General features: G+C 68.3%; 24 protein-coding genes. 3 read left to right on the top strand and 21 right to left on the bottom strand.

What is annotated here, in order from left to right; genetic code table 11:
- Nucleotides 1–126: 126 nt before the first annotated feature.
- Nucleotides 127–999: a rhomboid family intramembrane serine protease gene (locus tag KF715_05695; GenBank protein ID MBX3736162.1), complete on the bottom strand. Its 873-nt coding sequence runs from the start codon at nt 997–999 to the stop codon at nt 127–129.
- Between the two features lie 146 nt (nt 1000–1145).
- On the opposite strand from KF715_05695, the gene KF715_05690 reads away from it, so the two are divergent.
- Nucleotides 1146–1379, top strand: coding sequence for a ferredoxin (locus KF715_05690; protein ID MBX3736161.1), 234 nt, complete (start codon nt 1146–1148; stop codon nt 1377–1379).
- A 2036-nt stretch (nt 1380–3415) separates the two neighbouring features.
- Nucleotides 3416–4126 carry a zinc metallopeptidase gene (locus KF715_05685; protein ID MBX3736160.1) on the top strand — a complete coding sequence of 237 codons (711 nt, stop codon included), beginning with the start codon at nt 3416–3418 and terminating at the stop codon, nt 4124–4126.
- A 74-nt stretch (nt 4127–4200) separates the two neighbouring features.
- Here KF715_05685 and KF715_05680 read toward each other — a convergent pair whose 3' ends face one another.
- The 20 genes from KF715_05680 to KF715_05585 form a co-directional block, all read right to left on the bottom strand.
- Nucleotides 4201–4737, bottom strand: coding sequence for a putative colanic acid biosynthesis acetyltransferase (locus tag KF715_05680; protein ID MBX3736159.1), 537 nt, complete (start codon nt 4735–4737; stop codon nt 4201–4203).
- Nucleotides 4734–5930, bottom strand: coding sequence for a glycosyltransferase (locus tag KF715_05675; GenBank protein MBX3736158.1), 1197 nt, complete (start codon nt 5928–5930; stop codon nt 4734–4736). Before KF715_05675 ends, KF715_05680 begins: the two co-directional genes overlap by 4 nt.
- 16 nt (nt 5931–5946) lie before the next feature.
- On the bottom strand, nt 5947–6612 hold the full coding sequence (locus tag KF715_05670; GenBank protein MBX3736157.1) for a hypothetical protein: 666 nt from the start codon (nt 6610–6612) through the stop codon (nt 5947–5949).
- A complete protein-coding gene (locus tag KF715_05665; GenBank protein ID MBX3736156.1) occupies nt 6609–7760 on the bottom strand; it encodes a glycosyltransferase family 4 protein in 1152 nt (383 codons plus the stop codon). The genes KF715_05670 and KF715_05665 overlap by 4 nt, the downstream gene beginning before the upstream one ends.
- Complete coding sequence (locus tag KF715_05660; protein ID MBX3736155.1) at nt 7757–9079, bottom strand: hypothetical protein; 1323 nt, start codon at nt 9077–9079, stop codon at nt 7757–7759. Before KF715_05660 ends, KF715_05665 begins: the two co-directional genes overlap by 4 nt.
- On the bottom strand, nt 9076–10326 hold the full coding sequence (locus tag KF715_05655) for a glycosyltransferase family 4 protein (protein MBX3736154.1): 1251 nt from the start codon (nt 10324–10326) through the stop codon (nt 9076–9078). Before KF715_05655 ends, KF715_05660 begins: the two co-directional genes overlap by 4 nt.
- Nucleotides 10323–11438, bottom strand: coding sequence for an acyltransferase (locus tag KF715_05650; GenBank protein ID MBX3736153.1), 1116 nt, complete (start codon nt 11436–11438; stop codon nt 10323–10325). The genes KF715_05655 and KF715_05650 overlap by 4 nt, the downstream gene beginning before the upstream one ends.
- A complete protein-coding gene (locus tag KF715_05645; protein ID MBX3736152.1) occupies nt 11431–12549 on the bottom strand; it encodes a hypothetical protein in 1119 nt (372 codons plus the stop codon). The genes KF715_05650 and KF715_05645 overlap by 8 nt, the downstream gene beginning before the upstream one ends.
- Nucleotides 12546–12875: an FkbM family methyltransferase gene (locus KF715_05640; protein MBX3736151.1), complete on the bottom strand. Its 330-nt coding sequence runs from the start codon at nt 12873–12875 to the stop codon at nt 12546–12548. The genes KF715_05645 and KF715_05640 overlap by 4 nt, the downstream gene beginning before the upstream one ends.
- A 56-nt stretch (nt 12876–12931) precedes the next feature.
- Nucleotides 12932–13948 (bottom strand): glycosyltransferase family 4 protein, encoded by a 1017-nt coding sequence (locus tag KF715_05635; GenBank protein ID MBX3736150.1) that lies wholly within the window; start codon nt 13946–13948, stop codon nt 12932–12934.
- Nucleotides 13945–15030 carry a glycosyltransferase family 4 protein gene (locus tag KF715_05630; GenBank protein ID MBX3736149.1) on the bottom strand — a complete coding sequence of 362 codons (1086 nt, stop codon included), beginning with the start codon at nt 15028–15030 and terminating at the stop codon, nt 13945–13947. The genes KF715_05635 and KF715_05630 overlap by 4 nt, the downstream gene beginning before the upstream one ends.
- Before the next feature lie 18 nt (nt 15031–15048).
- Nucleotides 15049–15843, bottom strand: coding sequence for an FkbM family methyltransferase (locus KF715_05625; GenBank protein MBX3736148.1), 795 nt, complete (start codon nt 15841–15843; stop codon nt 15049–15051).
- A gap of 22 nt (nt 15844–15865) precedes the next feature.
- Nucleotides 15866–16858 carry a hypothetical protein gene (locus tag KF715_05620; GenBank protein MBX3736147.1) on the bottom strand — a complete coding sequence of 331 codons (993 nt, stop codon included), beginning with the start codon at nt 16856–16858 and terminating at the stop codon, nt 15866–15868.
- The gene (locus KF715_05615; protein MBX3736146.1) at nt 16855–17688 is read right to left on the bottom strand and encodes a glycosyltransferase; all 834 of its coding nucleotides are present in this window, start codon (nt 17686–17688) and stop codon (nt 16855–16857) included. Before KF715_05615 ends, KF715_05620 begins: the two co-directional genes overlap by 4 nt.
- Nucleotides 17685–18881 carry a glycosyltransferase family 61 protein gene (locus KF715_05610; GenBank protein ID MBX3736145.1) on the bottom strand — a complete coding sequence of 399 codons (1197 nt, stop codon included), beginning with the start codon at nt 18879–18881 and terminating at the stop codon, nt 17685–17687. The genes KF715_05615 and KF715_05610 overlap by 4 nt, the downstream gene beginning before the upstream one ends.
- A complete protein-coding gene (locus KF715_05605) occupies nt 18878–19681 on the bottom strand; it encodes a glycosyltransferase (GenBank protein ID MBX3736144.1) in 804 nt (267 codons plus the stop codon). Before KF715_05605 ends, KF715_05610 begins: the two co-directional genes overlap by 4 nt.
- Nucleotides 19682–19835: 154 nt before the next feature.
- The gene (locus KF715_05600; GenBank protein ID MBX3736143.1) at nt 19836–20612 is read right to left on the bottom strand and encodes a hypothetical protein; all 777 of its coding nucleotides are present in this window, start codon (nt 20610–20612) and stop codon (nt 19836–19838) included.
- Nucleotides 20609–21853, bottom strand: coding sequence for an ABC transporter ATP-binding protein (locus KF715_05595; GenBank protein MBX3736142.1), 1245 nt, complete (start codon nt 21851–21853; stop codon nt 20609–20611). Before KF715_05595 ends, KF715_05600 begins: the two co-directional genes overlap by 4 nt.
- 10 nt (nt 21854–21863) lie before the next feature.
- Complete coding sequence (locus KF715_05590) at nt 21864–22709, bottom strand: ABC transporter permease (protein MBX3736141.1); 846 nt, start codon at nt 22707–22709, stop codon at nt 21864–21866.
- Between the two features lie 34 nt (nt 22710–22743).
- On the bottom strand, nt 22744–23736 hold the full coding sequence (locus KF715_05585; GenBank protein MBX3736140.1) for a GDP-mannose 4,6-dehydratase: 993 nt from the start codon (nt 23734–23736) through the stop codon (nt 22744–22746).
- A gap of 275 nt (nt 23737–24011) precedes the next feature.
- On the opposite strand from KF715_05585, the gene KF715_05580 reads away from it, so the two are divergent.
- Complete coding sequence (locus KF715_05580) at nt 24012–25043, top strand: phytanoyl-CoA dioxygenase family protein (protein MBX3736139.1); 1032 nt, start codon at nt 24012–24014, stop codon at nt 25041–25043.
- The last annotated feature ends 91 nt before the right edge of the window (nt 25044–25134 follow it).

The following is a 25134-nucleotide window of genomic DNA, read 5'->3' as shown; positions in this document are numbered from 1 at the left end:
TGGAGCGGGGGTTTGTTTCTTAAATCGGTGAATTATGGGCTGGGTGCGGCGAAGCGCGCGGAAAGTGCGGCGCTTGCGTGGGGCAAACGGATCAACATCGGCGCGCGGTTGGCGAGCTTGAGGGCGTCAACGGCGGCTGAGGAGGTCTTTGGCATCGTCGAGCAGACGTTTCTCCTGCTCAGTAAGAGCGCCGAAGCCGTGCGAATTTATCTTATCGAGAATGCGATCCACTTCCGCGCGAAGGTTGGCGGGGGGATTTAAACCCGCTGCGGCCGTGCCGGTCGCCGGTATTTGGACGGCGGCGTTTTTCTTCCGCCGGAAGAGTTGCGGCAGGCGAAATACCGTCTCGGCGGCGCGATCCAGCCCGTTACGCGCAAAAAAGAACCGGTAGTAGAGCCAGCCGGCAAGCATGCCTCCGAGATGGGCGGAGTGGGCGATGCCGGTATCGAAGGAGCCGCCCGGTAGTTCGCTGAAGAGGAAGCCGAGTGCATCGAACGCGAGCAGCATCCACGCGAGCAGCTTGGGTTTCAGGGTTACGGGCAGGACGAAAAGGACGAGGAAGGTGATTTCGCGTTCCGGCGCGATGCAGGCGAAAAAGACGAACATGCCAGCGAGCACGCCCGACGCTCCGACCAAAGGGAAGGGCGGTGCGCCCCAAGAGTGGGTCGCGACCCACGCCAGCCCGCCGACGATCGCGGTGCTGAGGTAGAATTGGAACAGGCCTCGCGAGCCGAGAATGGGCGCGATTTCCCGGCCGATCAGGAAAAGGCCGAGGCAATTCAGGACAAAATGAAGGACTCCGCCGTGCAGCAGGGAGTAAGTCACCAACCGCCAAATTTGGCCGTGCCAGAGCGAGGCTGGCGTCAGCGCGAAGAGTTGCTGGAACGATGCGCTGTTGAAGAACCGCTCGAAAACGAGCTGCAGCACCGAGCCCGCAATGACCGCGCTGATAATCCAAGTGAGAGCCGAGGTGGCCTCGCGCGGGTAATCCGAGCGCATGTAAGAGCGGTCCGAAAGCATCGTGCGCAACTTACGCGCGCCCCTCCCAAATACAAGCCCGAGCTCCGCTCGCGCATGACGCGGACCGAGTGGCCGATCCGGTTCGCCCGCTTGACACGGAATTTCAATGTCCTTGTATCCCGCCCATGGCCAACAAAGCAGAGAAATGGAAGGAAAACGCTGCAGGTAAGTTCTACGTCGATCAGCAGTGCATTGACTGCGATCTTTGTCGCGAGACGGCCCCGGGTTTCTTCACCCGCCACGACGAGGGCGGCTATTCCTTCGTCCACAAGCAACCGACGACGGAAGAAGAAACGGCGCTCTGCATGGAAGCCCTCGAGGGTTGTCCGGTGGAGGCGATCGGCAACGACGGCGAGTAATCTTCGCTCCCGCATCACGCGAATTGCCGCTGCGGTTCCCCGCAGCGGTTTCTTTTTGATTCTTATGTTAAGTTCATTTCCTTGGATTGGAAACATTGCTCGTTCCGTCGGGCGCGCGGCGGCCGTTTTTTCGACATTGGCAGCGCTTTTCGCCGCTCGCCTTTGGGCCGATGAGAACGATGGAGCGGCGAAAAAACTCCCTGAGTTCGTGGTGACTGAGGCCCGTGTGGCCAACGACGAACCGGCGGGCACGCTGGGAATGCCGATCACGGCACTGCGATTTGAGCCACGGGTTGACGTGCAGGCGCGGAATTTCGCCGAAGCTCAAGCCGATGTCAGCCTGCGCGGTGGCGTATTCGAATCCACCGGTGTCCGAATCGGAGCGGCGGCGCTCGCGGATCCTCAGACTGGACACTACCTTTTCGAACTCCCGGTTGCTCCTGAAATGCTGACTGCGCCCGCCGTGGTCACCGGTGCGGCCAATGCCGCTCGCGGCCTCAACGCCGGCACTGGATCCGTTGAATTCGGCTGGGCGCCGGTGCGCACGGGTGGCCGGGTTTCGTTTGCGACCGGGCCACACGATTTCAACCGGCAGGCGATCTACGTGAGCCGGGCCGCTGATACGCCCACCGGTCTCGCCGGTGACGTCTCGTGGGCGCGATCGCAATCAGACGGAGCAATCGCCTTCGGTGACCACGATTTCTCGCGCGTGGCTGCGCGCGTGCAGCGGCGCTCGGCGGATGCGCGTGCGCAGACGGACCTTTTCGTCGGTTACCAGCACAAGTTCTTCGGCTGGCCGAATCTCTACACGCCGTTCGGTTTCAACGAGTCTGAGAACCTGCAAACCGTGTTGATCGCGCTCAATCACTCGTGGCGTAGCCAGGCGGGCAGCGAGTTTCAGGCGGCCGCGTTCTACCGGCGCAACAAGGATGACTATGAATTCAACCGCCTCGTCCCGGGGGCCTCGAATCCGTTTCAACACACGACTTGGCTGCGCGGGCTCGCCGCGAGCGGACGGGTGCAATTTGCCTCCGCCGCACTCGGCTATTCGTTCGAGGCGCAGCGGGATCATCTCGCGTCGACGGCGTTGACGTTCGGCCGTTTCAACGAGCGATCGCTCGAAAAGGTCACGTTGCTGCCCGAATTCTCAAGGCCCACCGATGCAGGAAGCGTGACGGCCCGCGCGGGCGGAGCGCTCGACCATTCCGACCGCGACGGTTCGGCTTGGTCGCCGATCGCTGAACTCGAATGGCGCGGCGCGGCGGGCCGCACGATCCGGGGCGAATACTCCGAGACCACCCAGTTGCCTTCCTACACCGCGCTGAATTCCAACGCGACGAGCGGTCTTTTCCGGGGAAATCCGGATCTCGCTCGCTCACGGGCGCGGAATCTCGAGCTGGCCGCTGCGTTCGGCGTCTGCGATTGGTCGGTTGAGCTGGCGATGTTTCGCCGGTGGGACGATCGCTTGGTGGATTGGACGTTCCGGCGCGGCGTCACGGCGCGCACTGCAAATCCCGTCGATACGGTCACCGATGGCGTCGAGATTCTGACCACCCGGCGCAGCGCGCAAGTGGACCTCACGTTGAGCTATGCGTGGCTGCACAAGCGCAGCGATTACGGTTCCGCGCTCGTCGATGCGAGCTTCTATGCCTTGAATTTCCCCGAGCAGCGCGCGACCGCGGCGATCCGTTGGCGCGTCGCGCAGGGTGTCGAGGTGCGGTCGGACAACGAGTATCGTGTCCAAGCGCCGAATTCCCTCCGTGTCATCGGTGGGGACGAGGCGCTGATCTCGTCCCTCGGTCTTTATTTTTCACCGAGCGCATTTCCGCGCTGGGAGCTCTCGTTGCTCGTGGATAACCTGTGGAATTCGCGCTTTCAGGAAGTTCCGGCCGTGCCCGCCTCGCCGCGGCAGTGGTCGGTGTCCGCCGCCTTCCGCTGGTGAGGGATTACACGGCCTTCGGGCTGTTTCCAGCGCGCGGAATTTCTCTGGAAAATTCCGCGGCGCTGCGGATTTTAGACGGGAAACCAATTTCACCATGCCCTTCCCGCTCTGGATTCTCCTCATCATCGTTCCGCTCCTGTTCGGCCTCTACGCGCAGATGCGCGTTTCGAGTGCCTATAACAAGAACATCCAAATCCCGTCGCGCGGCCGCATCACCGGACGTGAGGCCGCCGCTGCGGTCATGGAAAGCGCCGGCATTCACGACGTGCAGATCGTCCGGGTCGAGGGGCAGTTGACGGACCACTACGATCCTTCGACGCGCAAGCTTGCGCTCTCGGAGCACAATTACGACGGCACCAGTCTCGCTGCGCTCGGCGTCGCGGCGCACGAAGCCGGTCACGCCATCCAGCACAAGGTGGGATACGCGATGATGAATGTCCGCCAAGCGCTGGTGCCCGCGATGCAGATTGCCGCTCCAGTCGCGTGGGGCGTGCTGAGTTTCGGCATCCTGATCGCGTCCCTGCTCGGCATGAAGTTTTTCGGCATCCTCATGCTCCAGCTCGGCGTGGCCGCGCTGTGTGTGATCGCGCTCTTTCAGCTCGTGACGTTGCCGGTGGAATTCGATGCCAGTCGCCGCGCAAAACTGCAGCTCGTCAATCTCGGCATCGTCGGTCGCGACGAGATGGAAGGCGTGAACGAGACGCTCGATGCGGCCGCGCTCACCTACGTCGCCGCCTTTGTCGCAACCCTCGGCAATCTGCTCTACTTGCTCCTGCTGCTGACCGGCGGCCGTCGCAGCGACTGAGCGATGCGCACTCCCACGCTAGACTTCGTCCCACGCCAGCCGGTCGGCTGGCGTTTTTGCTGGAGCGCCCGGCTCTAACGCGCCGGATTGCCGCGCACGGTTGCGCCGGCCGGCACTTCGCGGGTGACCACGCTCATCGCTCCGACCACCGCGTGCTCACCGATCGTGACGCCCGGCAACACGAACGCCCGTGCTCCGACAAACGCGCGCGCGCCGACCACAATCGGCGCGGTCAGCAGCGGCCACTCGCGGTCCGCGAGGTCGTGCGTCCCCGTGCAAAGGTAGGCCTCTTGCGCGACCAGTGCTCCGGGCAGCAGGGTGATGCGGTCCAGTGAATACAGATTTGCGCGGTCGCCGACGCACGCGGCGTCGTGCAACTCCACGTTCCAAGGCATCGCGATGCGCGCGCGCTGGTGCACGAAGGGCGTGCCGACGATCTTGGCACCGAAAACCCGCAGCACGAACAGGCGCCATGGATTGAGCGGTTTGGGCGTCCACTGGCACAACAGCGGCCAGCAAAAATCCCAAGCGAGCATCGTGAGCCGGCGCGTGAGCGTCCAGGGTGTGCTGCGGCCGGGGGCCTGACGGCGAACGAGGGGCGACTTGCTCATGAGGCGGCGCGAAGCGTTGCCGATGACGAGCCGGGCGTCGAGCGTGCAAGCGCCGCCTCGATCGCCGCCATGAGGCACTCGGCGGCGGGCTCGGTCGCGAAATGGCGCTCGAAGCAACGCTGGCTCGCCTCAGCCATGGCCTCTCGGGCGGGAGTTTCGCTGCCGAGCCAGCGGGCGAGTGTGGCCGTGGCGCCTTCCACGGTATCGGGCCCCACGAGTCCCGCGCCGGTCTCCGCGATTTCGCGCCAGACATTCACTTGGTCGCTGATCAGCACCGGGCGTCCGCAAGCCAGCGCCTCCACGACCGCCAGCCCGAAATTTTCCTGATGTGAGAACAGCACAAACGCTTCGCACGCGCGCAGCGCGCCCCATTTTTCCTCGCCCTCGATCATCGGCAGCCAGTGCACCCGCTCGCCGACGCCGAGCCCAGCTGCGAGAGTGCGCAGGTGCGCGCGAAATGATTCATCGCCGCAGGGTCCTGCGATGACCAAATCCGGCACACCGGTCGTTGCTCTCTCGACTGCGGCGTAGCCGCGCAGGAGTTCCTCCAGGCCTTTCTTCGGATGGATGCGTCCGAGAAACAGCAGAAACGGCCGCGTCCCGAGCGCGGGCAATCGCGCCCGGAAAGCGGCGTGTTGTTCCGGGGTATCGACGGGAGGCGTGCTGACACCGAGTGGCACGACGTGCTCCCGCGCGCGGTAGAGCGCGAAGCTCGCGCGCGCGAGCCGGCGCTCCTCCTCGGTCGTGAACAGGACGCCGGCAGCGTCGCGCAGCACGCGATATTCCGCCCACGGCCAGTAGAGCCATTTTTTCAGATGCTTGAGCGGGTAGGTGCGCTTGAACCACGGATCGAGCATCCCGTGACAGAAAACGAAATACGGCGTGCGCGAATCGCGCAATGCGCGCCATGTGCCGAACCCCGGATATTGCCACAGGCCGTGCACGAGCACGGCGTCGAACTCATCGCGGTGGGCGCGCAACCACGGCGCGAAATCCGCCGCGTAGCCGTAGCCGAGGGAACGACGACCGAAAACCCGCACGCCAGCCCGAACGGCATCCGCCGGATCGAGCGACACGGTGGAAACGTGCTCGCCCCGCGCCGTGAGCGTCGCCTCGAGGGTGCGCGCAGCGACCGCGACGCCGCCGGTTTCGGAGCGGAGCGAGCGAACGACTTGGAGGATGCGCCGCGCCATGCTTAGTCGCGCGAGCTCACCACACCCAGCCCTCCGCGCGGTGAAAATACGCCGCATCCGCCGGCAGTTCCTTCACCGGACGCGCCGGCACACCGGCGTAGAGCCAGCCCGGTTGATCGTGCGCCCGATTCAGCAACGCCATCGCGCCGAGCACGGACCGATCGGGCAGGCGCGAGCCGCCGAGCGCCACCACCGCGGTGCCGACAAAACAGCGCGCGCCGATCGTGATGGGCGCGCAATCCTGGCGGTTTTCCACGACATCGATGGAGTGGGTGAGGAATTGCGACCGATAGCCCGCCACCGTCGTGAACGCACCGATCGTGATCCGGTCGGTGCAATCGAAATGATGCGCCTTCGTGATCGCGGCGTGCTCGCCCACGACCAAGGCAGGATCGCGATCCGGACGATGTGCGAAATGTCGCGCGCCGCCGCGCGGGAAGCCGGTGATCCAGTTGTTGCGCTCGATGATCGAGTGCGCCGCGAGCTCGATGCGGGCGAGGTGTCGCGCGACCGTGAAGTGGCCGATGCGCGCGCCCTGCGCCATCACGAGCTTCTCCGGAAAGATCCATGAGCAGCCGATGCGCGCGGTCGGATGGATCTCGTAGCCGAAGAACGCGCCGAGCGCCCGGCGCCGCAAGGGCCACGGCAACAGGACGACGAAAAGGCGGAGCAGGAACTTCATCGGGGGCGCGGGAGCGTGATGACCTCTTCGTAGAGTTGGAGATAGGCGTCAATCATCCGCGCGACGGAAAACCGGGCGGCGTTCGCCAATCCGCGGGCGACGATCGCGTCGCGCTCCGCAGGTGCCGCCAGCCGGAGCGCCGCGTCGGCCATGCCGGCTTCGTCCGCGAGGGCGAAGAATTGCGCGGCGTCGCCGCCGACTTCCGGCAGCGAGGTGCGGTCGCTGCAAATCACCGGACAGCCGCATGCCTGCGCTTCGAGGACCGGCCAGCCGAAGCCCTCGCATTTCGACGGGAAGAGGAGCGCATGCGCCGCGCTGTAAAGCGCCGCCAGATCGGCCTCGGTCGCGTGCGGCACGGCGACGACGTGCTCGGCGACACCTTCCGTTGCGATCGCGGCGCGCAGTTCTGCGGTCAGGTCCGCGCCGCAGAAAACCAGTTGGCCGGGCCAGCCTTGCGCACGCATGCGCCCGAAGACGCGCACCACGCCGGCCTTGTTCTTCCGGGCAAGGTTTGAGCCGACGTGCAATAAGTAGGGCGTCGAAGCGAGGTGCGGCGTGAGCGTGGCCAGCCGAGCCCGCGCTTCGGCGATCGGGAGGGGGCGCAGCGGCTGGTTGAGCCCGAGTGGTATGGCGCGGCGAAGTTGCCGAGTTTGGCGCGGCACGATGCGCGTGGCGTCTGCGAGCGTGCTTTGCGAGTCGCAGGCGATGGCGTCGGCACGCTCGAGTCCGCGCACGATGGCGCCTTGGAGGCGGCGTCCGAGCCACGAGGCCGGGCAATCGGTGTCCTCGCCCAGCGCGCCGCGCACGGCCAGGAGGTCGTGGCACGTCACCACCCACGGGCGATCGCGCTGCGTCGGGAGGTAGAGCGCGTTGGAATGGTCGACGACGTGAATCACTTGCGCGGATGCGACCGGGCCGCCGTGCTGCGCGTCCCGCAACTCGGAGGGGAACGAGAGATACTTCGCCGCGTAGCCGGCCCACTTCGCGCCGATGGCTCGGGCGAGCCAGCGGTGGCCGGAGAGCGGCTGCGGTGCGAGCACGGCGACCTCGTGTCCGCGTGTCGCCAGCTCCTGTCGCAACAGTTCGCCGAAGCGCAACATACTCTGCTGACCGTCGGGCGCGTAGTTCGTGACGAGGGCGATCTTCATGGTCCGGCGGTATCGGGGGCGGCGGTGGCTCCGTCCTCTTCGGCGACATCGTCGGGGTCGGCCGGATTGTTCAATGCGGCGAGGCACAGGCCGGCGCCGAAGACGGCAAATCCCAGATGTGTGGACGGCCCCCACTGGCCGTTGAGAATAGGTAAGAACGAAGCGCCGGCCAGTGTCCACGCCAGTGGATCGCCGGTGAATTGGAAATGCCGCCAGCTGCGCGCGACGAGTGCGAACGCGAGCCACGTGCGCCAGGCGAGAAACGCGAAGCCGAGGAGCGGCCCGAGCTCGAGCACGACGCGGGTCCACTCGGATTCGGCGAGGAGAAACGCGTTCCGACCCGAAGCGAGCTGCGCGCCCGCCACGGTGCCGAGACCGATGCCGTGGCCGCCCCAAGGCACGCTGGCGGCGACCTCGGAGGCTTGGATGAAATCGCCGAAAATGCGCGCCGTGAGATTGCCCTGAATGGTGCCGTCCCGGGAGTCGGTCGCTTCGATCCACCGCTTATTGAATGCCTCGAGAAAACCGAAATTTGCCGCCACCAACAGCACGACGACGACGACGGACAATGCACCGGCGTAGCGGGGAATCCGACGGAAGTCGTGGACGACCGTCGCGAAACCGAAGACGCCTCCCACCAACAGCACGGCGGTGAGCGTGCGACTGATCGAGATGGGGAGCGCCACCGCCAGCGCGATGGTCGCGGCGACGAGCAGCCAGCGTGGCACGCGTCCGGGGTGCAGCCAGCCATCGAACACGAAAGCCGCAGTCAGCGCGAAGAACGCAACAAGACCGCCGATGAAACTGAACGGACCCGGTGGGCGGATGCGGCCGAGTGCGCCGATGATCTGGCCGTTCTCCTGGCGACCGACACCGACGTTCACGAAGGCGTCGGGTGGCGAGTTGTATTGCACGAACATGAGCGCCGTCACCGGCACGGAGCACACGAGGCAGACGATGCCGAAGCGGCGGACGTCGGCGCGGTCGAGCGCCTCCGCGAGCACGTAGATCAGAGGCAGATGCAGGTAGTTCGTGCGCAGGCCGAAGAGGGTCACGATAAACGGATTTTCGGTTGTGAACGCCAGCAGGAGCGAGCTGAGCGCCAGCAGCCAGATGCCGGCCAGCGCGGCGCCCCAGCGCAGCGCCCCCGCACGCCACGCGAGCGCGTAGACGACGAGCACGACCGGATCGCGTGCGACGAAGAGCACGTCACTGTATTGCGGCAGCACCCACTTGCGCAGCACGCCTTCCAGCAGGATGAGCGCGAAGTAGCACCAGAGCGAAATCTTCAGCCAGGCGAGTGGACGCGAGGATGTCATGCGGCGGGGAAAAGCGCCGTGTTCAGCGCGGCGACGTAGCTGGGCCACGTCAGGCGCGCGGCGGCGGCCTGCGCGACACTGCCCATGCGCGGGAGCTGCGGTCGATGCGCGAGGCACCACGCCAATCGATCGGCCAACGCCTGCGGCGAACGAATCGGCACGAGAAAACCGTTTTCGCCGTCCCGCACGACGTCGTCCGTTCCGGTGTTGGCCGTCACGATGACAGGCAGGCCCTGGCTCATCGCCTCCTGCACCACGAGCGCGCGGCCCTCGACGACCGAGGGTAGGCAGAGCACATCGCACGAGCGCATGAGCTCAAGCACGGCGGCGTGGGGCCGCGGCGGCTCGTAGGTGAAGCGCACGCCGGTCGCGCGGTAAAAATCCAACGCCAGCACCGCCGAGCCCATCACAACCAGTTCGAGGTCGGCGGCCGGCAGCAGGCGCACTGCGGCGAAGAGATCGGCGAGGCCTTTGCGCTGCGTCATCGCACCGGCGAACAGCACGCGCAGGGCTCCGTTCGGCGTGCGCGGCTCGCGCGGAGCGCACGGCGCCGGCGAACCGAACGGCGCGACGATCACGGTGCGAGCTGCGCGCACGGCGGCGGGCAGGGATTGGGCGACGAACATGCTCGGGCAGACGATGTGGGTGGCGAGTTCGAGTTCCTGCGTCTTGCGTGCGAGCTTTGTGCCGGAATCGTCCGGGCCGAGCAGAGTGGGCGCCCATTCGGGCCAACGCGCGGCTTCCTCGGCGAGCAATCGCCGGCTTTCGGTCCAATGCGCGATAGGCAGGTCGTAGACGCGGGACCAGCCGCGCGCGGCGGCGGCGGCGAACGTGTCGGCCGCGGCGTCCTCATAGGCGTAGGCATACTCCGCGGTGACCGCGCCGCGCGCGATGCGGTGCGCGACCCAGCGATCGAAATCGCGATAGACGGCGTCGACCGAAAACACACCGGTCTCGTGGCGGGTGAGTGCGCGTCCACGGAGGCGGGTGGCGGTCAGGCGCGCGGCCTCGCGCCACGGATGCGTGCGCACGTGGCCGCCGGTGGCTCGCGAGAGGCCGCGGCGGTTCAACTCGGCCACGAGTCCGGCGGGCAGCTGTGCTTCGAGCCACGCCGGACCGCGCCAGTCGAGGCAGGTGCAGAGTTCGGCGAGGCGCTGCTCCGCACGCCAGGCGCGCGCGAGTTGGCGGAAGAACTCGTTGCCCGTCGGGTGCGCGAGCAGCACGCGCGGTGCGGCGGTCGGCCTCATGCTCCGACCCTCCGCGCCCAGGCGTGACTCGGTTGTTCGACCAGCCGGTGAAAGACGACGACCGGCGCGAACACGGCCGCGCAACCGGCGAGCGTGACGGCGAAGCTGGCCGGCTTGCCGCCGAACATCTGCGTCCATCCCGCCCCGGCGAGCAGCAGGAGCGGAAAGTGCAGCAGATACAGCGAATACGACCAGCGCCCCGTCGCCCGCAACGCGCGCGCGAGGACTTGCTCCGCGCCGATGGGCGGGACTGCCACGCAGCGCCACACCAGCCAGAACGACGCGGCACCCCAGCACAGGTGTGCGAGCGGTGCTTCATGCCGCCATGTGAGCGCGATGCCGAGCGCCAGTGCGGTGCCAGCGACTGCGCTCCAGCCCGCGCCCGGCCGCCGCAGCGAGCCGGCCGCCTGTTGCTCGCGCAACCACGCGCCACCGCACCAGACGAGCCAGTAGAGCGCGAAGTTGCCGTCGAGCACGCGCGCTCCCGCGAGACAGGCGGCGGCCGCCAGTGCGGTCACGCTGGCGACCGCGCCCAGCGTCCACCTCCAGCCGACCCGTGCGATGCTCCGCCATAGGAGCGGATAAAGGAGATAGAACTCCATTTCGACCGGCAGCGACCAGAGCGAGGGATTCGTGCCCACCTGCGAGGCCAGGGAGGTCTCGGTCGCCGCGCCGGTGTAGTTTTGCGCCATGAACGCGCTGCTGAGCACATGGTGAACGTCGAGACCGAGCCAGACGGCCACGCCGACACTCGTCGCCACCGCGGCGAGATACGGCGGGTAAACACGCGCGAAGCGCCGCCACCAGAACGCGCCCCAGCGCGGCGGCACGCGTGCGCCCGCGATAGGTTGGTGCACGCAGAATCCGCTGATCACGAAAAACAGCATGACGCCGGCTCCGAGGAACGGCGTCGGGGCGGACAGCCAGGCCAGCGCGTGGTCCCAGGCGGAGAAATCGGCGGGGCGCGCCTGAATCTCGCGCCAACCCACCCACAGCGCGACTCGCGCGTGAAACACGAGCACACCGAGCGCGGCCAATCCGCGCAGCATTTCGATCTCGGGCGCGAATCTCGCTCCGCGGGCCTCGGCCGGGACGTGGGGCGCGTCAGTCATGTGCGGCGAGCGCGGCGAGGAACATCTCCGCGGTGCGCGATGCACCAGGGCGCGGGGGCGTCCGTTCGAGGGCTTGCGGCAGGGATTCCCGCGCCCGGAAATACGGCAGGAAACCGGCGTCGGCCGGCGCGAGATCCTCGGGCGTGGCGGCGAAGCGCGGCGGCTGGCCGGAGTTGGTGACGACGACGCGCAATCCGTGTTCACGCAGCGCGGCGGCGGAACTGCTCTTGCCGACGAGATGGAAGGGGGAAGTCGTCACGGCGAAGTCGAAGCGCGCGAAAAATTCCGCCAGTTGCGCAGGAGGATGCAGGCCGAGCGCGAGGCAGTCGATGCGTCCGCGCCAGTGTGCGGCGAGTTGGGGGAACAACACCTCGCCCTGGCGCAGCGAGCCCGCAGCCGCGAGCACGGCGCGTCGGCCGCGAGCGGCGGCGAGTTGCGCGAAGTCGGACAGAAACGGCTCGTGCTCCCAATTCGGATGCACCGCGCCGAACATCCCGCAGACGAGCGCATCGGCACCGACGCCCGGAAGCGCGGCCGGCACTACGCCGGGCCGCAGCGGCACACTGCCGAACATCGGCAGCTCGCTCGCGGCGCAGCCGAGGCCGGCGAGCGCGCGGCGATAGCAGCCGTTGCTGGTGTGCACCGCGGTGGGCGCGGTGGTGTGCAGCAGGCGGGCGAGCGCCCGGCGTTGCAGGAAGCCGAATGCACGCTCCTTCCACGGCGCGCCGCGGGCGAATCCGATCCAGATCTCGTGGAAAAAGACATGGCGGCGGGCACCAGCGGCGAGCACGCGGCGCAGCGGCGGCAGGCGGCCTGCGAACAGGCCGCGCGGATGAAACGCGTAGGGCACGAAGTGCAGGCTGGTCCAGTCGGGGCGGAACTCGTCGAGCCAGGCGCGAGCGCCGCGGCCGTCGTCGTCGCAGGTCGCGGCGAGCGTCTGGCGGCGCGTGGGCGGCGTTCCGCCGTCGGCTGACAAATCGACGGTGTCGGCAAGAGACAGCAGCCGCACCGCATGGCCGCGCGCGGTGCACTCGGCGGCGAGCGTGCGCACGTAGTCGCCCACGCCGTCGCGCCCGGGTTCGAGGCAGCCAGTGACGAAGGCGATCTTCATGCCGGGTTCTGCGGTCGCAGTCCGAGTTGCGCCCCGAGCGCGGATCGCTCCGCGGGCAAGGCCAGGTAGTTGGAGTTCTCCTCCAACGGGAAGGTAACGTAGCCGGCGGCGGACAGCTGAGGGTCGCCGGCACGGTCGAAGCTCTCGTAGAAAATGGTGGGCCGAGCCTCGCGCAACACCTGCGAGGCGCCGGCGAAAACCCGTGCCTCGGCGCCTTCGACGTCGATTTTCAGCACGGAGTGAGGGCCTCGGATTTCGGCCTGAAAATCGGCCAGCAAGCGGATGTGGTGTCCGCGGGCGGCGCATCCGGCGGCGAGGGGGCGCATGTCTTCTCCCATGCCGTCGCGGCCGGGTCTGAGGCGATCGATGACAGACCCGCTGCTCATTTCCTCGTCTGGTTGAGCGCGGCTTGAAAAAGCTGCAGGTAGTGCTCGGCGACGCGCGGTGCGCTGAATCGCTCCAGATGAGCGTGCACGTCGGGCGCATCTTCCGCGCGTGGGGGAGCGGCGAGCGCGAGCGCGATCTCGTGGGCGAGGGCCGCGGCATCACCGTTGGCGAACAAGGTGCCGGCGGGCCCCACGGCTTCGGGCAATCCGCCGCTGGCCGAGGCGATGACGCGGCAGCCGCAAGCGAGGCCTTCCAGCGAGACGATGCCAAAGGGTTCCTCCCAGCGCGAAGGGATGACGAGCACGCGATGGGCGTTCAGCGTCGCCACCAGCGCTTCGCCGCGCAAGGGGCCGACGTAAGACACCGCGTCCGCGATGCCGAGTTCCGCCGCGAGCGTTCGCAGCGCCGGCTCCGCCGGGCCTTGGCCGACGATGGTGAGCGATGGGCGTTTGCCGGGCGGCAGGTGATGGAGCGCACGGAGAAGCACGTCGGCGCCCTTGTCGCCCACCAGTCGGCCCACGAAAACGAGTTCCCGGTCGCGGTGGATGTTCGGCAACCGGCGGAAAAGCTCATTGTGATACGGATTGCCCACGAGGACGCCTGGGCATCCGATGTGGGCGGCGATGCACTCGCTGGGAAAGAGGTTGTTCGCGCGCGTGTGCACGATGCGCTTCAGACGATCGCGCCAGCCGACCCGGCCGTCGACCCCATGCAGCCAGGTATGTGCGGTGATGAACCATGGCCGTCGCAGGAAAAGCAACGGCCAGGCGGTCTGCAGGCTGATGTTGCTGTGCCAGTAAACGTCGCAGTCGCGCACGAGTGCGAACAGTCGGGCTGGCGTCGGCCGGCGGTGCACGAAGGGCGATTCGTCGGCGGCGCTACGCGCCGGAGTCTGCGTGACGACCCGCACCTCGTGTCCGCGCCGGCGCCATTCGGCGGCGAGGAGTCCGCTGACGGTCTCGATCCCGCCGACGTCGGGGGAGTAGCGATGACTGGAGACCAGAATTTTCACGGCGGGAACTGGTGCCACTCGCGGTAGATGGTTTCGAGTTGGTCGATGCGCTGCGACCAGGCGAAGGTCTGCACTGTTTGCCACCCGGCAATCGCCAGCCGGTGTCGCAGTCCGTCGTCCGTAGTGAGCCGCGCGAGCGCGCGAGTCAGCGCGTCGGGCGATTGGAAGGGGACGCGCAAGGCGTTGACGCCATCCTGCAGATCGGCGCCGAATCCGGTGGGGGTGGTGACGACGGCGCAGCCGCACGCCATCGCCTCGGCCGTCGCCATGCCGAAGCCTTCGTAGCGCGCCGGCAGAACGAAGATCGAAGCCCGCGTCAGCCGGCGGGCGAGTTCCGCCGTCGAGAGCAAGCCCGCGCCGTGGACTCGCGGTCGCACGAGCGCCGGGAAGCACTCACGCAACTCCGCCTCGCTGCGGGCCGTGCCGAGGAGGTCGAGTTCGAGTTGGGGGTATTGCGTGAGCAAGGCGGTGGCGGACGGCACGAGTTCGGCGATGCCCTTGCGGTCGATCCACGAACCCAGGAAAACGAGTCGCGGTGCGCGCGGTCCTGGCGCGGGGTGCACCAGAAATTCCTCGTCCAAGCCTGGAGGCACGCAACGGACACGCACCGCCGGCAGGCAGCGGGTTTCGACCAGATAGCGGCAGTCCTGACCGCTGACCGATATGCAGCCGTCCACCCAACGAAAGGCCGCACGGTCCAGCGCGCGATGCAGGCGGAAGAGAAAAGGACGGGGGGACGTGCTTTCACCGGCCAGCAGTTCGCAGCCGTCGGTGTAGTGCACCAGCCGCGGTCGCGGCGAGCGGCGCGCCAGCCAGCGGGCCAGCCAGCCGAATTCGCCGCCTTGGATGACGACCATGTCCCACGGCTGCTGCGCAAGCGTCCGCTGGGCGTGGCGCAGCGCGCCGAGCGCGAGCCGGAAGCGGTGCCCCGCGCGCAGCTGCGGCCAAAGCCGCACGGTGGCGGGTTCGATGACGCGCACGCTATGCCCGCGCGTGCGAAGGCCTTCGCTGAAACGCACGCGCGTCTTGCCCGAGCCGAGGGCGGGATCGAGCGGGCAGTTGCTGTAGACGAGAATCTTCATCTGGCGGAGCGCGGCGACTCAGGCGAACGGAATGGCTTCGACGCGCGCGGCCCATGGACTGCGCGAGGACCACACGAGCATGTTGTGCGAGCCCGACGCGATGATCCCGGCCCAGCTCTGCTCGAGATCCGGGAGCGGCGTGAGCCGATCCGTGACGGCGACGAAGCGATCGTAGCCGAGCGCACGCCATTCGGCTGCCAGGTCCGCCGGCGTGTGGCCGAAGTCGTGCAGCCAGTGCGACCAGACTTCGAGATGCAGCACGGGTTGGTGCGTGCGGAGCAAGTCGCGCGCGCCGCGTAGCGCGAGAAGCTCCGCGCCTTCGATGTCGAGCTTGATGAAGGATGGCGCGGGCGTGCGCAGTGTGGGGAAAAACTCATCCAAGCGATGCCCTGCGCAGGCGAAGGAGCGCACCACGTTGCTCTGCCACGAGGCGATTTGATGCCGCACCATGGACGCCTGGCCTGAGTCGTTGCCTGGCAGCATCAGCGTGACTGGTCCGGAGCGCTCGCAGACGGCGGCGTTGTGCAAGTGGACTTGGGGCCACGCTGATTCGGTGGCGAAGCGCGCGCGCAGCTGCGCGAAGGTGTCCGGCATCGGCTCGAACGCGTGCACGTGTCCGCGCGGACCGGCAAGGCGCGCGAAGACTTCAGTGTAGAGGCCGACGTTGGCGCCGAGGTCGAGGACGGTGTCGCCCGGACGGACCGCATGGAGGAACACGAACAAGTCACGATTCCACCCGGGCTTCCACCGCAGCAGGCGCGCAAGCAGGCGCGGCTGGTGCGCGGTGAGAAAGTTCTTCACGGTGGATTTCATGCAGGTGGCAGGCGGAAGATATTTAGCGGCGGAGGTGGCCGGGACCGAGGGTTCGCGCGATGGCGGCGGAAAGTTCCTGGCCACTGAGGCGCTCCGCGGCCGCGGCGGCGATCGCGGAGCGGGCGCGCGGCTCGCGGGTCCACGCCAGCGCCTCGTCGGTGCGCGCGAGCAGGTTGGTCAAGTCTCCGGTGCGGTAGCGGAAGACGCCCGGCAGTGTCAGATACGGCTCCGGAATGAGCGTGCGATCGGCGATCACGACCGCGGTCCCGCACAGGAGGCTCTCGATCAGGTTGGTCAGGCCGCTGGGATAGCGATCTTCGGCGCGAAGCAAAATCCAGCAAACGCGGCTGCGGTGATACGCGCGCCGCAATTCGGGGTCATTGCCGATGGGCGTGGCGGCCTCGGGGCGGCCGACGATTTGTGCAGTGACGGGCGTCAGCAGCACTCGATACCGGGCCGTATCCAGCGCGGCGCGGGCCAGGGCCGTGTCGCGCTGGGACATACCGCTGATGATCACGTCGGCCTCGGCCGGCACCGGAGCGGTAGCGCGGTAGTAGGCCGGATCGCAGCCCCAGAGCACGAAGCTCGATCGCGCGGACATGCCGCGCTCATCGAGCCGTTGCTTGGCGCCGGGCGTCAGGCAGAAGACATGGTCGCAGGTGCGCAGGCGGTCAAACTGGAGATCGACTTCCCAATCCATCCAGACCCAGGTCGCGAGCGGCCGGCGCGGAAAGAGTTCCTTGAGCAGCGGGAAGACCTGCCACAGGTCGGGCTGCGAGACCACGTAGGTGCCGGTGGCGTTGCGGCCCAGCCGCCAGAGGGTCGCGGCGAGGATCGAGGGGTCGAGGCCGCCGAGACGGTGGCGGAGATGGATTTCCCAGCGGTTCAGCCGATGCATCAGCAGCGCGTCGCCGGGGTGCGGCGCGTAGCCCCAGTAGTGAAGGGGGCTGGTCGAGCCGTCGTTCGACATGGCTCGGCGCGCGCGGAGCGTGGAGTTGACGTAGACGATGCTCATCGCCGGCGATGACGCCACAGCCAGACCGGCGTCATGAGTGCGATCACGCCGGTTTCCGCGATCCAGCGACCGAGAAAGCGCGCGGCCTCGGAGGCGTTGCGGCTGCCGGCCCATTGCTTGAGCCGGGCGCGGAGAAAAAAATCGAGACCCATGCCGCAGCGCGCGAGCGGCAGCCGGTGCTTGTGCGCGAAATAGAACGACGATTCGTGCGCGAGCGCCGAACGCCAGACCGGGCCGAGTGCGCGTGGCGGATGTTCCACGGCGGCGGCGGGAACGAAGCGGACGCGATGGCCGGCTGCTTTCAGACGGTGGTGGAAGTCCACGTCCTCGAGGTGCGCGAAGGGAAATCCTTCGTCGAAGCCGGACAAGGCGTGGAACGTTTCGGCGCGGATGGCAAAGTTGCAGGACCAGAGTCGCCCGCCGGACTCGTTGCCCGGCGCGAAGCGCAGCGACCCCATGTTCCGTTCGCCGCACCAGGTCCGGCCTTCCAGCGCGGCGATCGTCGTGTCGCGGGTTTCGCTCACGAAGGCCGACAGCCAGCCGGCGTCGGGCAGGCAATCGTCGTCGGTGAACGCCAGCCAGGCGCAGCAGGCGAGGCGGGCGCCGTGATTGCGGTTGGCCGACGGGCCGCGTTGCGGACCGCGCGTCCAGCGCGCCCAGGGAAAGCGGGTGCGGACGAGCGTCTCCGTCGCGGCGGAGCTGCTGTCGTCAGTCACGATCACCTCGTAGTCGGCGGCGGGCAGCGTCTGCGCGCCGGGCGCGAGCCGATCCAGCGCGGCCGCGAGAGTGTCGGGCCGGTTGCAGGTCGGGATGACAACGGAAAGGATCACCGGAAGGAAGCGAGGATGCGATCGACGGGGACGGCGACGGGGTGCGCATCGCTGTCACGATCGGTCGCGCCGGACTCCGCCGGGCCGACGAGCGCCGTGTAGTCGAGCGCGAGGGCGCTGGAGAGCACGAGACTGAAGGTCGGCAAATAGGTCGGCGGAAAGAGCTCCACGACCTGCGTGCCCGGCGCGCAGAAGGCGAGATTGGCGAGGCCGCCGCCGGTCGGCATCACGATCTGGCGCGCGTGGGCGAAAAGCGCCGCCTGTTCGGCGAGCGTGTGTCGTTCGAGGAGCACCTTTGCGAAGCCGGCGCGTTGCAGCTGTGCGTGGCCGGATTCGCCGCCGGTCCAGCGGCGCGCGGCGGCGAGTTCACGGGAGATGACGATCTTCTCCGGCCAGGTGCCGGAGGCGTCGCGGGACTCACCGAACAGCTCGCGGACGAAGGCCAGTCCCTCGGGCGTGTAGTCGAATTTCTCCGGCTCGCGGCCGGGCTCGGCGTAGGACGGCACGAGCAGCGTGTCGGCGGCGACATGCGTGCGCGCGTCGGCGAACACGAGGCGGTCGCGCGCGATGCCGAGACGGGCGAGGGTTTGCTCGTGCCACGGACGCTGCGCGGAGGCGGGGAGCACGAAGCCGTCGATGCGATCGAGCGGCCAGCCGGCTTCGTGCAGGAGGCCGAGCTTCGGCACGGCGTCGAGCAGCCAGTGGTGGAAATTCTCGCAGAAAAGCGTGCTCAGGACCGCGAGCGTGCCGCGGTGGCGTTGCAGGCGCGGCAGCAACGGCTGGCGCAGCGCGTCGTGGTGCGGGCGATTTTCCGCCGGCGCGAAATCGTCGAAACAGGGCGAGAGCTCGCCGTGCAGCGCGTCGTCGGTATCGATGATGTAGCCGTAGCCGCGGCCCCAGAAGCGTCCGCGCGGCAACTCGGCGACGAAGCGCGGTTTGATCGTGCCGTGGCGCATGGCGGCGAAGCGACGGGCGATCGGCTCGTCGGCTTGGCGCGCAGCGGCGCGCGTCACGGGTCGCGCCTCGCTCAGCGCGCGGAGGCGCGCGGACGGATGCACGCGCTGCCACGCGCGCGTGTCGGGCACGAGCTGGCGGGGCGGACCGAATTGCACGGATGAGCCGGGCGCGCGGCGCAGCGTCGCGGCCACCAGATCGCGGGCCGCGACGCCGACGGAGCGCAGGAACGGTCTCATCGGACGAGCAGTGAGCGCACGGCGCAGTAATGCGGACAGACGGCGCTGAGCGCGGCGGCGGGCCAGTCGCCGGCGCGGAGATCCTGCGGGATCATCGTGCGCCACGCATACCAGGCGTGACGCGGGTAGCCACGCAGCGCGGCGCGGCCGGCGGCGGCGTGGTTCCAGCGCCAGTAGCGTTCGAGGACTTTCGCGGCGGAGTTGACCGTGTTGCTCCAGACCGTGAGTTCCGGGGCGAGCACGACGTCGAAGCCGGCGGCGAGCAGGCGACGGCCGAGATCGGCGTCCTCGGAGGCGCGACACGCAGCGTCGAAGCCGCCGACCGCGGCGGCGGCGGCGCGGCGCACGACGGTGCCGTAGGTCGAGAGCAGCGCGCGTGTGTGGCGGCGCGGCGGTTCGTCCTGTCGGAAAAGATGGCGCGCGCGCCAGCGACTGGCGGCGCCGCGCGGTGCGGGATCGGCGAGCGGGCCGAACGCGGCGGCCGTGCGCTCCGCCGCGAACAGCGGTGCGGCCGCGGCGGCGAAGCCGGGCGGCAGGCGATTGGTGGCGTCGCAGCAAAGGACGAATTCCTCACGCGTCTCCGCCATCGCACGGGCGCGCACGGCACCGCGGCCGAGGTTGCGCTCGTGCCGGACCACGCGGATGGCGAGCCCGTCGAGTTGCGCGAGACTGGTATCGGTCGAGGCATCGTCGATCACGAGCACTTCCGCGGGCGGCAAGGTTTGCGCGAGCACGCTGGCGACGGCGTCGCGGATCGTCGCGGCGTCGTTGCAGCAGGGAACGTAGGCGGAATAGCGCACGCGCGGAAAACTCAGGCGGGGATTCGCGCCTGTCCGGGGCCGAGGGGCTCGCGCTCGAAGCGAGGCCGGGCCGACCTGGAGTCGGCGCGTGGAGCGGAGCTGAACCGGAGATCGCCGATCCCGTGGCCGGCTACGGGGCGCCGGGCGCACACATTCATGCGGTCGGCGATGAGAGGGCTGATTTCGGTTCGAGGAACAGCCATTGCATGGGTCCGCCGACCCGCTCGTTGACCCAGCCGAACAGATTGTAGCGACAGTAGAACCGAAGCAGCCATGAAGCGTCCGGAATTTCGGCGATCATGCGAACGCGGTTCGGGATGCGGGTGATGGCGTGGGTCGCTTGGAAGCGGGATTCGAGCAGCGCTGAGACGCCGGGCACGAGCGCGTCGTGGCATTCGACGAGGATCGGCGTGTGCACGAGTGCGGGCACGGCGGCGGGGTCGAGCAGCACGCGTTCGTAACCTTCGACGTCGAGCATCAGGATATCGCCGGGTTGCAGCGTGGCGCGCAGCGTGTCCGGTTCGCAGCGCCCGTGCATCTGGATGCGCTCCCGCACGCCGTTCAACGTCGCGAAGCGCGTGAGGAGCTCGCGGCCGGCCGCCAGTTCCTCGAAGGCGACGATCTCGGCTCGCGGCAGCCGTCGCGCGAAGCCGACCGCGTAGTAGCCGTCGGCGGCCCCGATCTCGACGATGCGCCGCGGGGTGCGCGCGATGATGCCCTCGATGATCGGGTGCAACTCGAGCTCGTAGGTGCCCATCATCTTCGGAAACGGGGCGGAGAAGCTCGGGTTCCAGTCCTCCCAAGTGAAGCGCATGCCGGCGAACGGACCGGAGCGCACAAGATCGGAGCGGGCCCAGCGCGCGCGGGCGCGCGCGGCCACCGCCGGCGGATGCCAGCGGTGCGGGACGATGCGCTTGAGCAGGGATTTCATCCGGCGTGCACCGCCCATTTGGCGCGGAGGCCCAGCAGGGCGCGGCCGGAATAGGCGGTGTAGCCCTGTGGGGAGATTTCCAGGGCGAGCAGGGGATCAACCTCGTCGTAAGTGGCCACCGGCTCGCCGCCCGCAAGCTCGTAGAGCGAGGCGACGACGGAGTAGACGCCCGGGCGGAGCAGTCGCGCCGGCAGGGTGCAGGCGATCCGGTGGGCGCGGCCCGGACCGGTGCCGCGCGCCGCGGCGAGTTCGCGGTCGAGCGTGCAGACCAGCTCGTGGCCCTGTGCGTCGAACAGCGCGACGCGCACGCCCCACAGGGCGCCGCTGGATCGCTCGACGCACTCCAGTTCGACGGTGAGTTCGCTGGAGTGCGGTAGCAGGGCGGCCGGCCGGCCGGATTCGTCGAGCACGCGGGCGCCTTGGAGGGCGACCGGCGCCGCGGCGTTGTGGCCGGGGGGCGCACGCCACTCGCCGGCGGCGGCGGCGTTGCGCGCGAGATAGCCGGAGACGACTTCTGCGGCGGGACCGTGGGCGGAGACGCGGCCATGCTCGAGCAGCACGGCGCGATGGCAGAGCTGCGAGACGGCGGCCATGTTGTGCGAGACGAAGATCACGGTGCGGCCCTGCGTGCGGGCGACGTCCTGCATTTTGCCGAGGCACTTTTGCTGAAACGCGTGATCGCCCACGGCGAGCACTTCATCGACGAGCAGGATCTCCGGTTCGAGATGCGCGGCGACGGCGAAGGCGAGGCGCACATACATGCCGCTCGAATAACGCTTCACCGGTGTGTCGAGGAAGCGCTCAATCTCGGCGAAGGCGACGATCTCGTCGAATTTCCGCGCGATCTCCGCGCGCTTCATGCCGAGGATCGCGCCGTTGAGGAAAATGTTTTCGCGTCCGCTGAGTTCCGGATGGAAGCCGGTGCCGACCTCGAGCAGCGAGGCGACATGGCCGCGGAGGCGAACTTCGCCGGCCGTCGGATCGGTGATCTCGCCGAGGATCTTGAGGAGCGTGGATTTGCCCGCGCCGTTGCGGCCGATCAGGCCAAGCACTTCGCCGGGCTGGACGTCGAAGGAAATGTCGCGCAGCGCCCAGAACGTCTCGGATGCCGCGCGCGCGCGGCGCCGCCCGGTGAGGAGCGACCACGCGCGATCCACTTCGTCGCGCATGCTGGTGAAGCCGATGCGGCCGAGCTGGTAGCTCTTGGCAACGCCGCGGACCTCGATGATCGGCTGGCTCATGGCGCGTGGCTCAGACGGTGTCGGCAAACGTGCGCTCGGCGCGCTGGAAGACGAACAGGCCCGCCGCAAGGACGAGCAGCGTGCCGGCGAGCGAGAGCGCGGCGAGTTGCGGCGTGACCGCGCCGGCGCCGAAGCAGGCGAAGCGCAGCATCTCGACCGGGCAGGCGAGGGGATTGAGCGCGGCGACCCAGCGCGCGAGCGGGCCGAGTTGCGAGAGCGGATAGATCACCGGCGTGGCGAACATCCAGAGTTGCACCACGAAGGGCAGCGCGTGCTGCAAGTCGCGGTATTTCGCCGAGAGGCCGGAAGTGAGCAGGCTGACGCCGAGGGCGAGCAAGGCGACTTGGGCGAGCGTGAGTGGCAGCAGCGCGAGCGCGACCGGGATCGGGTGCCACATGGGCGAGCCGAGCAGCGCGGGCACGTAGAACGCGAGGAAGAGCAGCGTTTGGAGAGCGAGCGGCGCGAGGCTGGCGAGCACGACGGCGAGTGGCACGACGAGGCGGGGGAAATAGACCTTGGTGAACACCGACGCGTTCACTTGGAAGGTGTTGCCGGCACCGGCGAGGACGTTGGCGAAATACGCCCAGAGCAACATGCCGCAGAGGTAGAACAGGTGCGCGGGCACGCCGTCGGTCGAGGTGCGGAGGCCGCGGTTGAAGACGAGGACGAACACGCCGGTGAGCAGCAGCGGTTGGAGCAGGAACCAGAGCGGGCCGAGGATCGTCTGCTGGTAACGCGAGACGAGATCGCGCCGCACGAGCAGCACCAACAGGTCGCGTTGCTGGAGCAGGCGCGCGAGATCGAGACGGAACCAGCCGCGATGCGGGCGCAGGATGCGTTCGACGGGCGGAGTCATGATCTCACTCGCGAAGCGAGGCGGTTCGTGGCGATCACGGTGCGGCGTCGAGCGCGGCGAGGTCGGCGTCGACCATGAGGCGGGCGAGGTCGGCGAGTTTGGTCTGCGCGGACCAGCCGAGTTGCGCGCGGGCGCGCGAGGCGTCGCCGACGAGGCGGAACGGCTCGGCGGGGCGGACGAAGCGCGGATCGGTCGTCACGTGCGCGCGCCAGTCGAGGCCGACGTGGGTGAAGGCGGCGTCGAGAAAATCGCCGAGCGTGTGGCTCGCGCCGGTGGCGAGGACGTAGTCGCCGGGTTTTTCCTGTTGGAGCATGCGCCACATCGCGTCGACGTATTCGGGCGCGTAGCCCCAGTCGCGTGTGACGTCGAGGTTGCCGAGCGTGAGCTCCTTTTGGCGGCCGCGGGCGATGCGGGCGGCGGCGAGCGAGATTTTGCGCGTGACGAAATTTTCGCCGCGGCGCGGGGACTCGTGGTTGTAGGCGATGCCGTTGCAGACGAACAGGCCGTAGGAATCCCGGTAGACGCGGCCGAGGTTGGTTGCGAAGGCCTTGGCGCAACCGTAGGGGCTCGTGGGGCGCAGCGGGGTGTCCTCGCTCTGCGGCGCGGCGGCGGGAGTGCCGAAGATTTCCGAGCTCGACGCGTGGTAGAAGCGCACGGGGTGTTCCTGATCGCGGAGGATTTCGAGGAGGCCGAGCGTGGCGTTGGCGACTTCCTGCACGGTGGCTTCGGGGATCTCGAAGCTTAGGCCGACGTGGCTCTGACCGGCGAGGTGGTAGACCTCGGTGGGCTTGATGGCGCGGAACAGGCGGCGGAGCGATGTGGTGTCGTTGAGATCGCCGTAGTGGAGGAAGAGCGATTGGCCGCCGAGCGCGGGATCGTGGCGCAGATGCTCGATGCGCGAGCGATTGAACAGGCTCGCGCGGCGCACGAGGCCGTGCACGGCGTAGCCGCGGGCGAGGAGGAACTCGGTGAGGTAGGAGCCGTCCTGGCCGGTGATGCCGGTGATGAAGGCGACGCGACTGCTCATGAGATTGGTAAGGGAGGAAAATTGGGCGAGCTTCGCTCCACCGCGTCTTCAGGGCGCGGCGTAGCAAGTTTGGTCACGGCCCGAGACCACATCGTCGGGCAAGAATCAGGGTGGCGCGGCGAGAGGGTCAAGGCGCGTTGTTCGACGGAGTTGCGCGAAGGCATGGGGCCCGGCGGGCCGGGGCGGTTGACCGGCGGTGGCTCGACAAAGGCGCATCCGGGCGTCAAGTCTCGGGGCGTCTCGGGCGATGGGCCGCGCCTGTTGGAACTCCGACTATGAGCAATCCACCGATCCCTCTCGCGCCCTCCGACGAAGCCGGCTCGCTCGGCGTGCTGCATCTGAAACGACTCTGGACGCGGGCGCGCGCGGCGCGCGGCGGCTGGCGCAGCGACGATCTCGACGACGACCAGCGCGACCATCTGGTGATCGATGCGCTCGGTCTCGGCCTCGAGCAGGCGCGCCGGCAGATCATGGAGTCGGCGAGGACATTCGAGGAATTCGAGAAATGGGTCGTGGCGACGAGTGGCGAACCGGAGCCGGCGCGGGTGGCGCGGCTCAACGCGGCCTTGTGCGGCGAGCCGCCTCCGCCGGCGACGCGGGCGTGGTTGGCGCAGATTGACGCGCTGCCGCCGGTGTTGAGCGCCGAGGACCTCGCGCATTGGGAAGAGCACGGCTACGTGATCGTGCACGACGCGGTGCCGGAGGAATCGCGCCGTGCGGCGGAGGCGGCGATCTGGGAAAACACCTCGGCGCGGCCCGACGATCCGACGACGTGGTATGCGGATCGAGGGCAGGGAATCATGCTGCAGTTGTTCCAACATCCCGCATTCACCGCGAACCGGCGTTCGCCGCGGATCCACAAGGCATTCGCGCAGCTGTGGGGCACGGCGGACCTGTGGGTGACGTGCGATCGCGGCGGCTTCAACCCGCCGTTGCGCCCGGGCGAGACGTTTCGCGCATCGGACCTGCATTGGGACGTGAGCTTGGCGCGACCGATTCCGTTCGGCACGCAGGGCATTCTCTATCTGACCGACACTCCGCCGGAACAGGGAGCGTTCCGGTGCGTGCCGGGTTTCCACCGGCGGCTCGAGGCGTGGCTCGATGCGTTGCCGACGGGCACGGATCCGCGCCAACAGGACTTGCACGCGCTCGGCGTGAAGCACATCGGCGGACGCGCGGGCGACCTCGTTATCTGGAGCGACAAGCTCCCGCACGGCGCGAGTCCGAATCACGGCGCGCGGCCGCGCATTGTCCAATACCTGAACATGTATCCGGCACGTCGAGAGCGGAACAAAGTGTGGCTGTGAGCGCGCGGCGGATCGATCACGCGGCTGCTTTCGAATTCGGCTGCTGCGAGCGATTGCGTGATCGGCGGCGCGATATCCGTGCGACGGCCTA

The sequence above is a fragment of the Candidatus Didemnitutus sp. genome (genome assembly GCA_019634575.1).
In the GTDB taxonomy this organism is placed as follows: Bacteria; Verrucomicrobiota; Verrucomicrobiia; order Opitutales; family Opitutaceae; genus Didemnitutus.
This window is presented reverse-complemented; position numbering and strand designations above follow the sequence as displayed.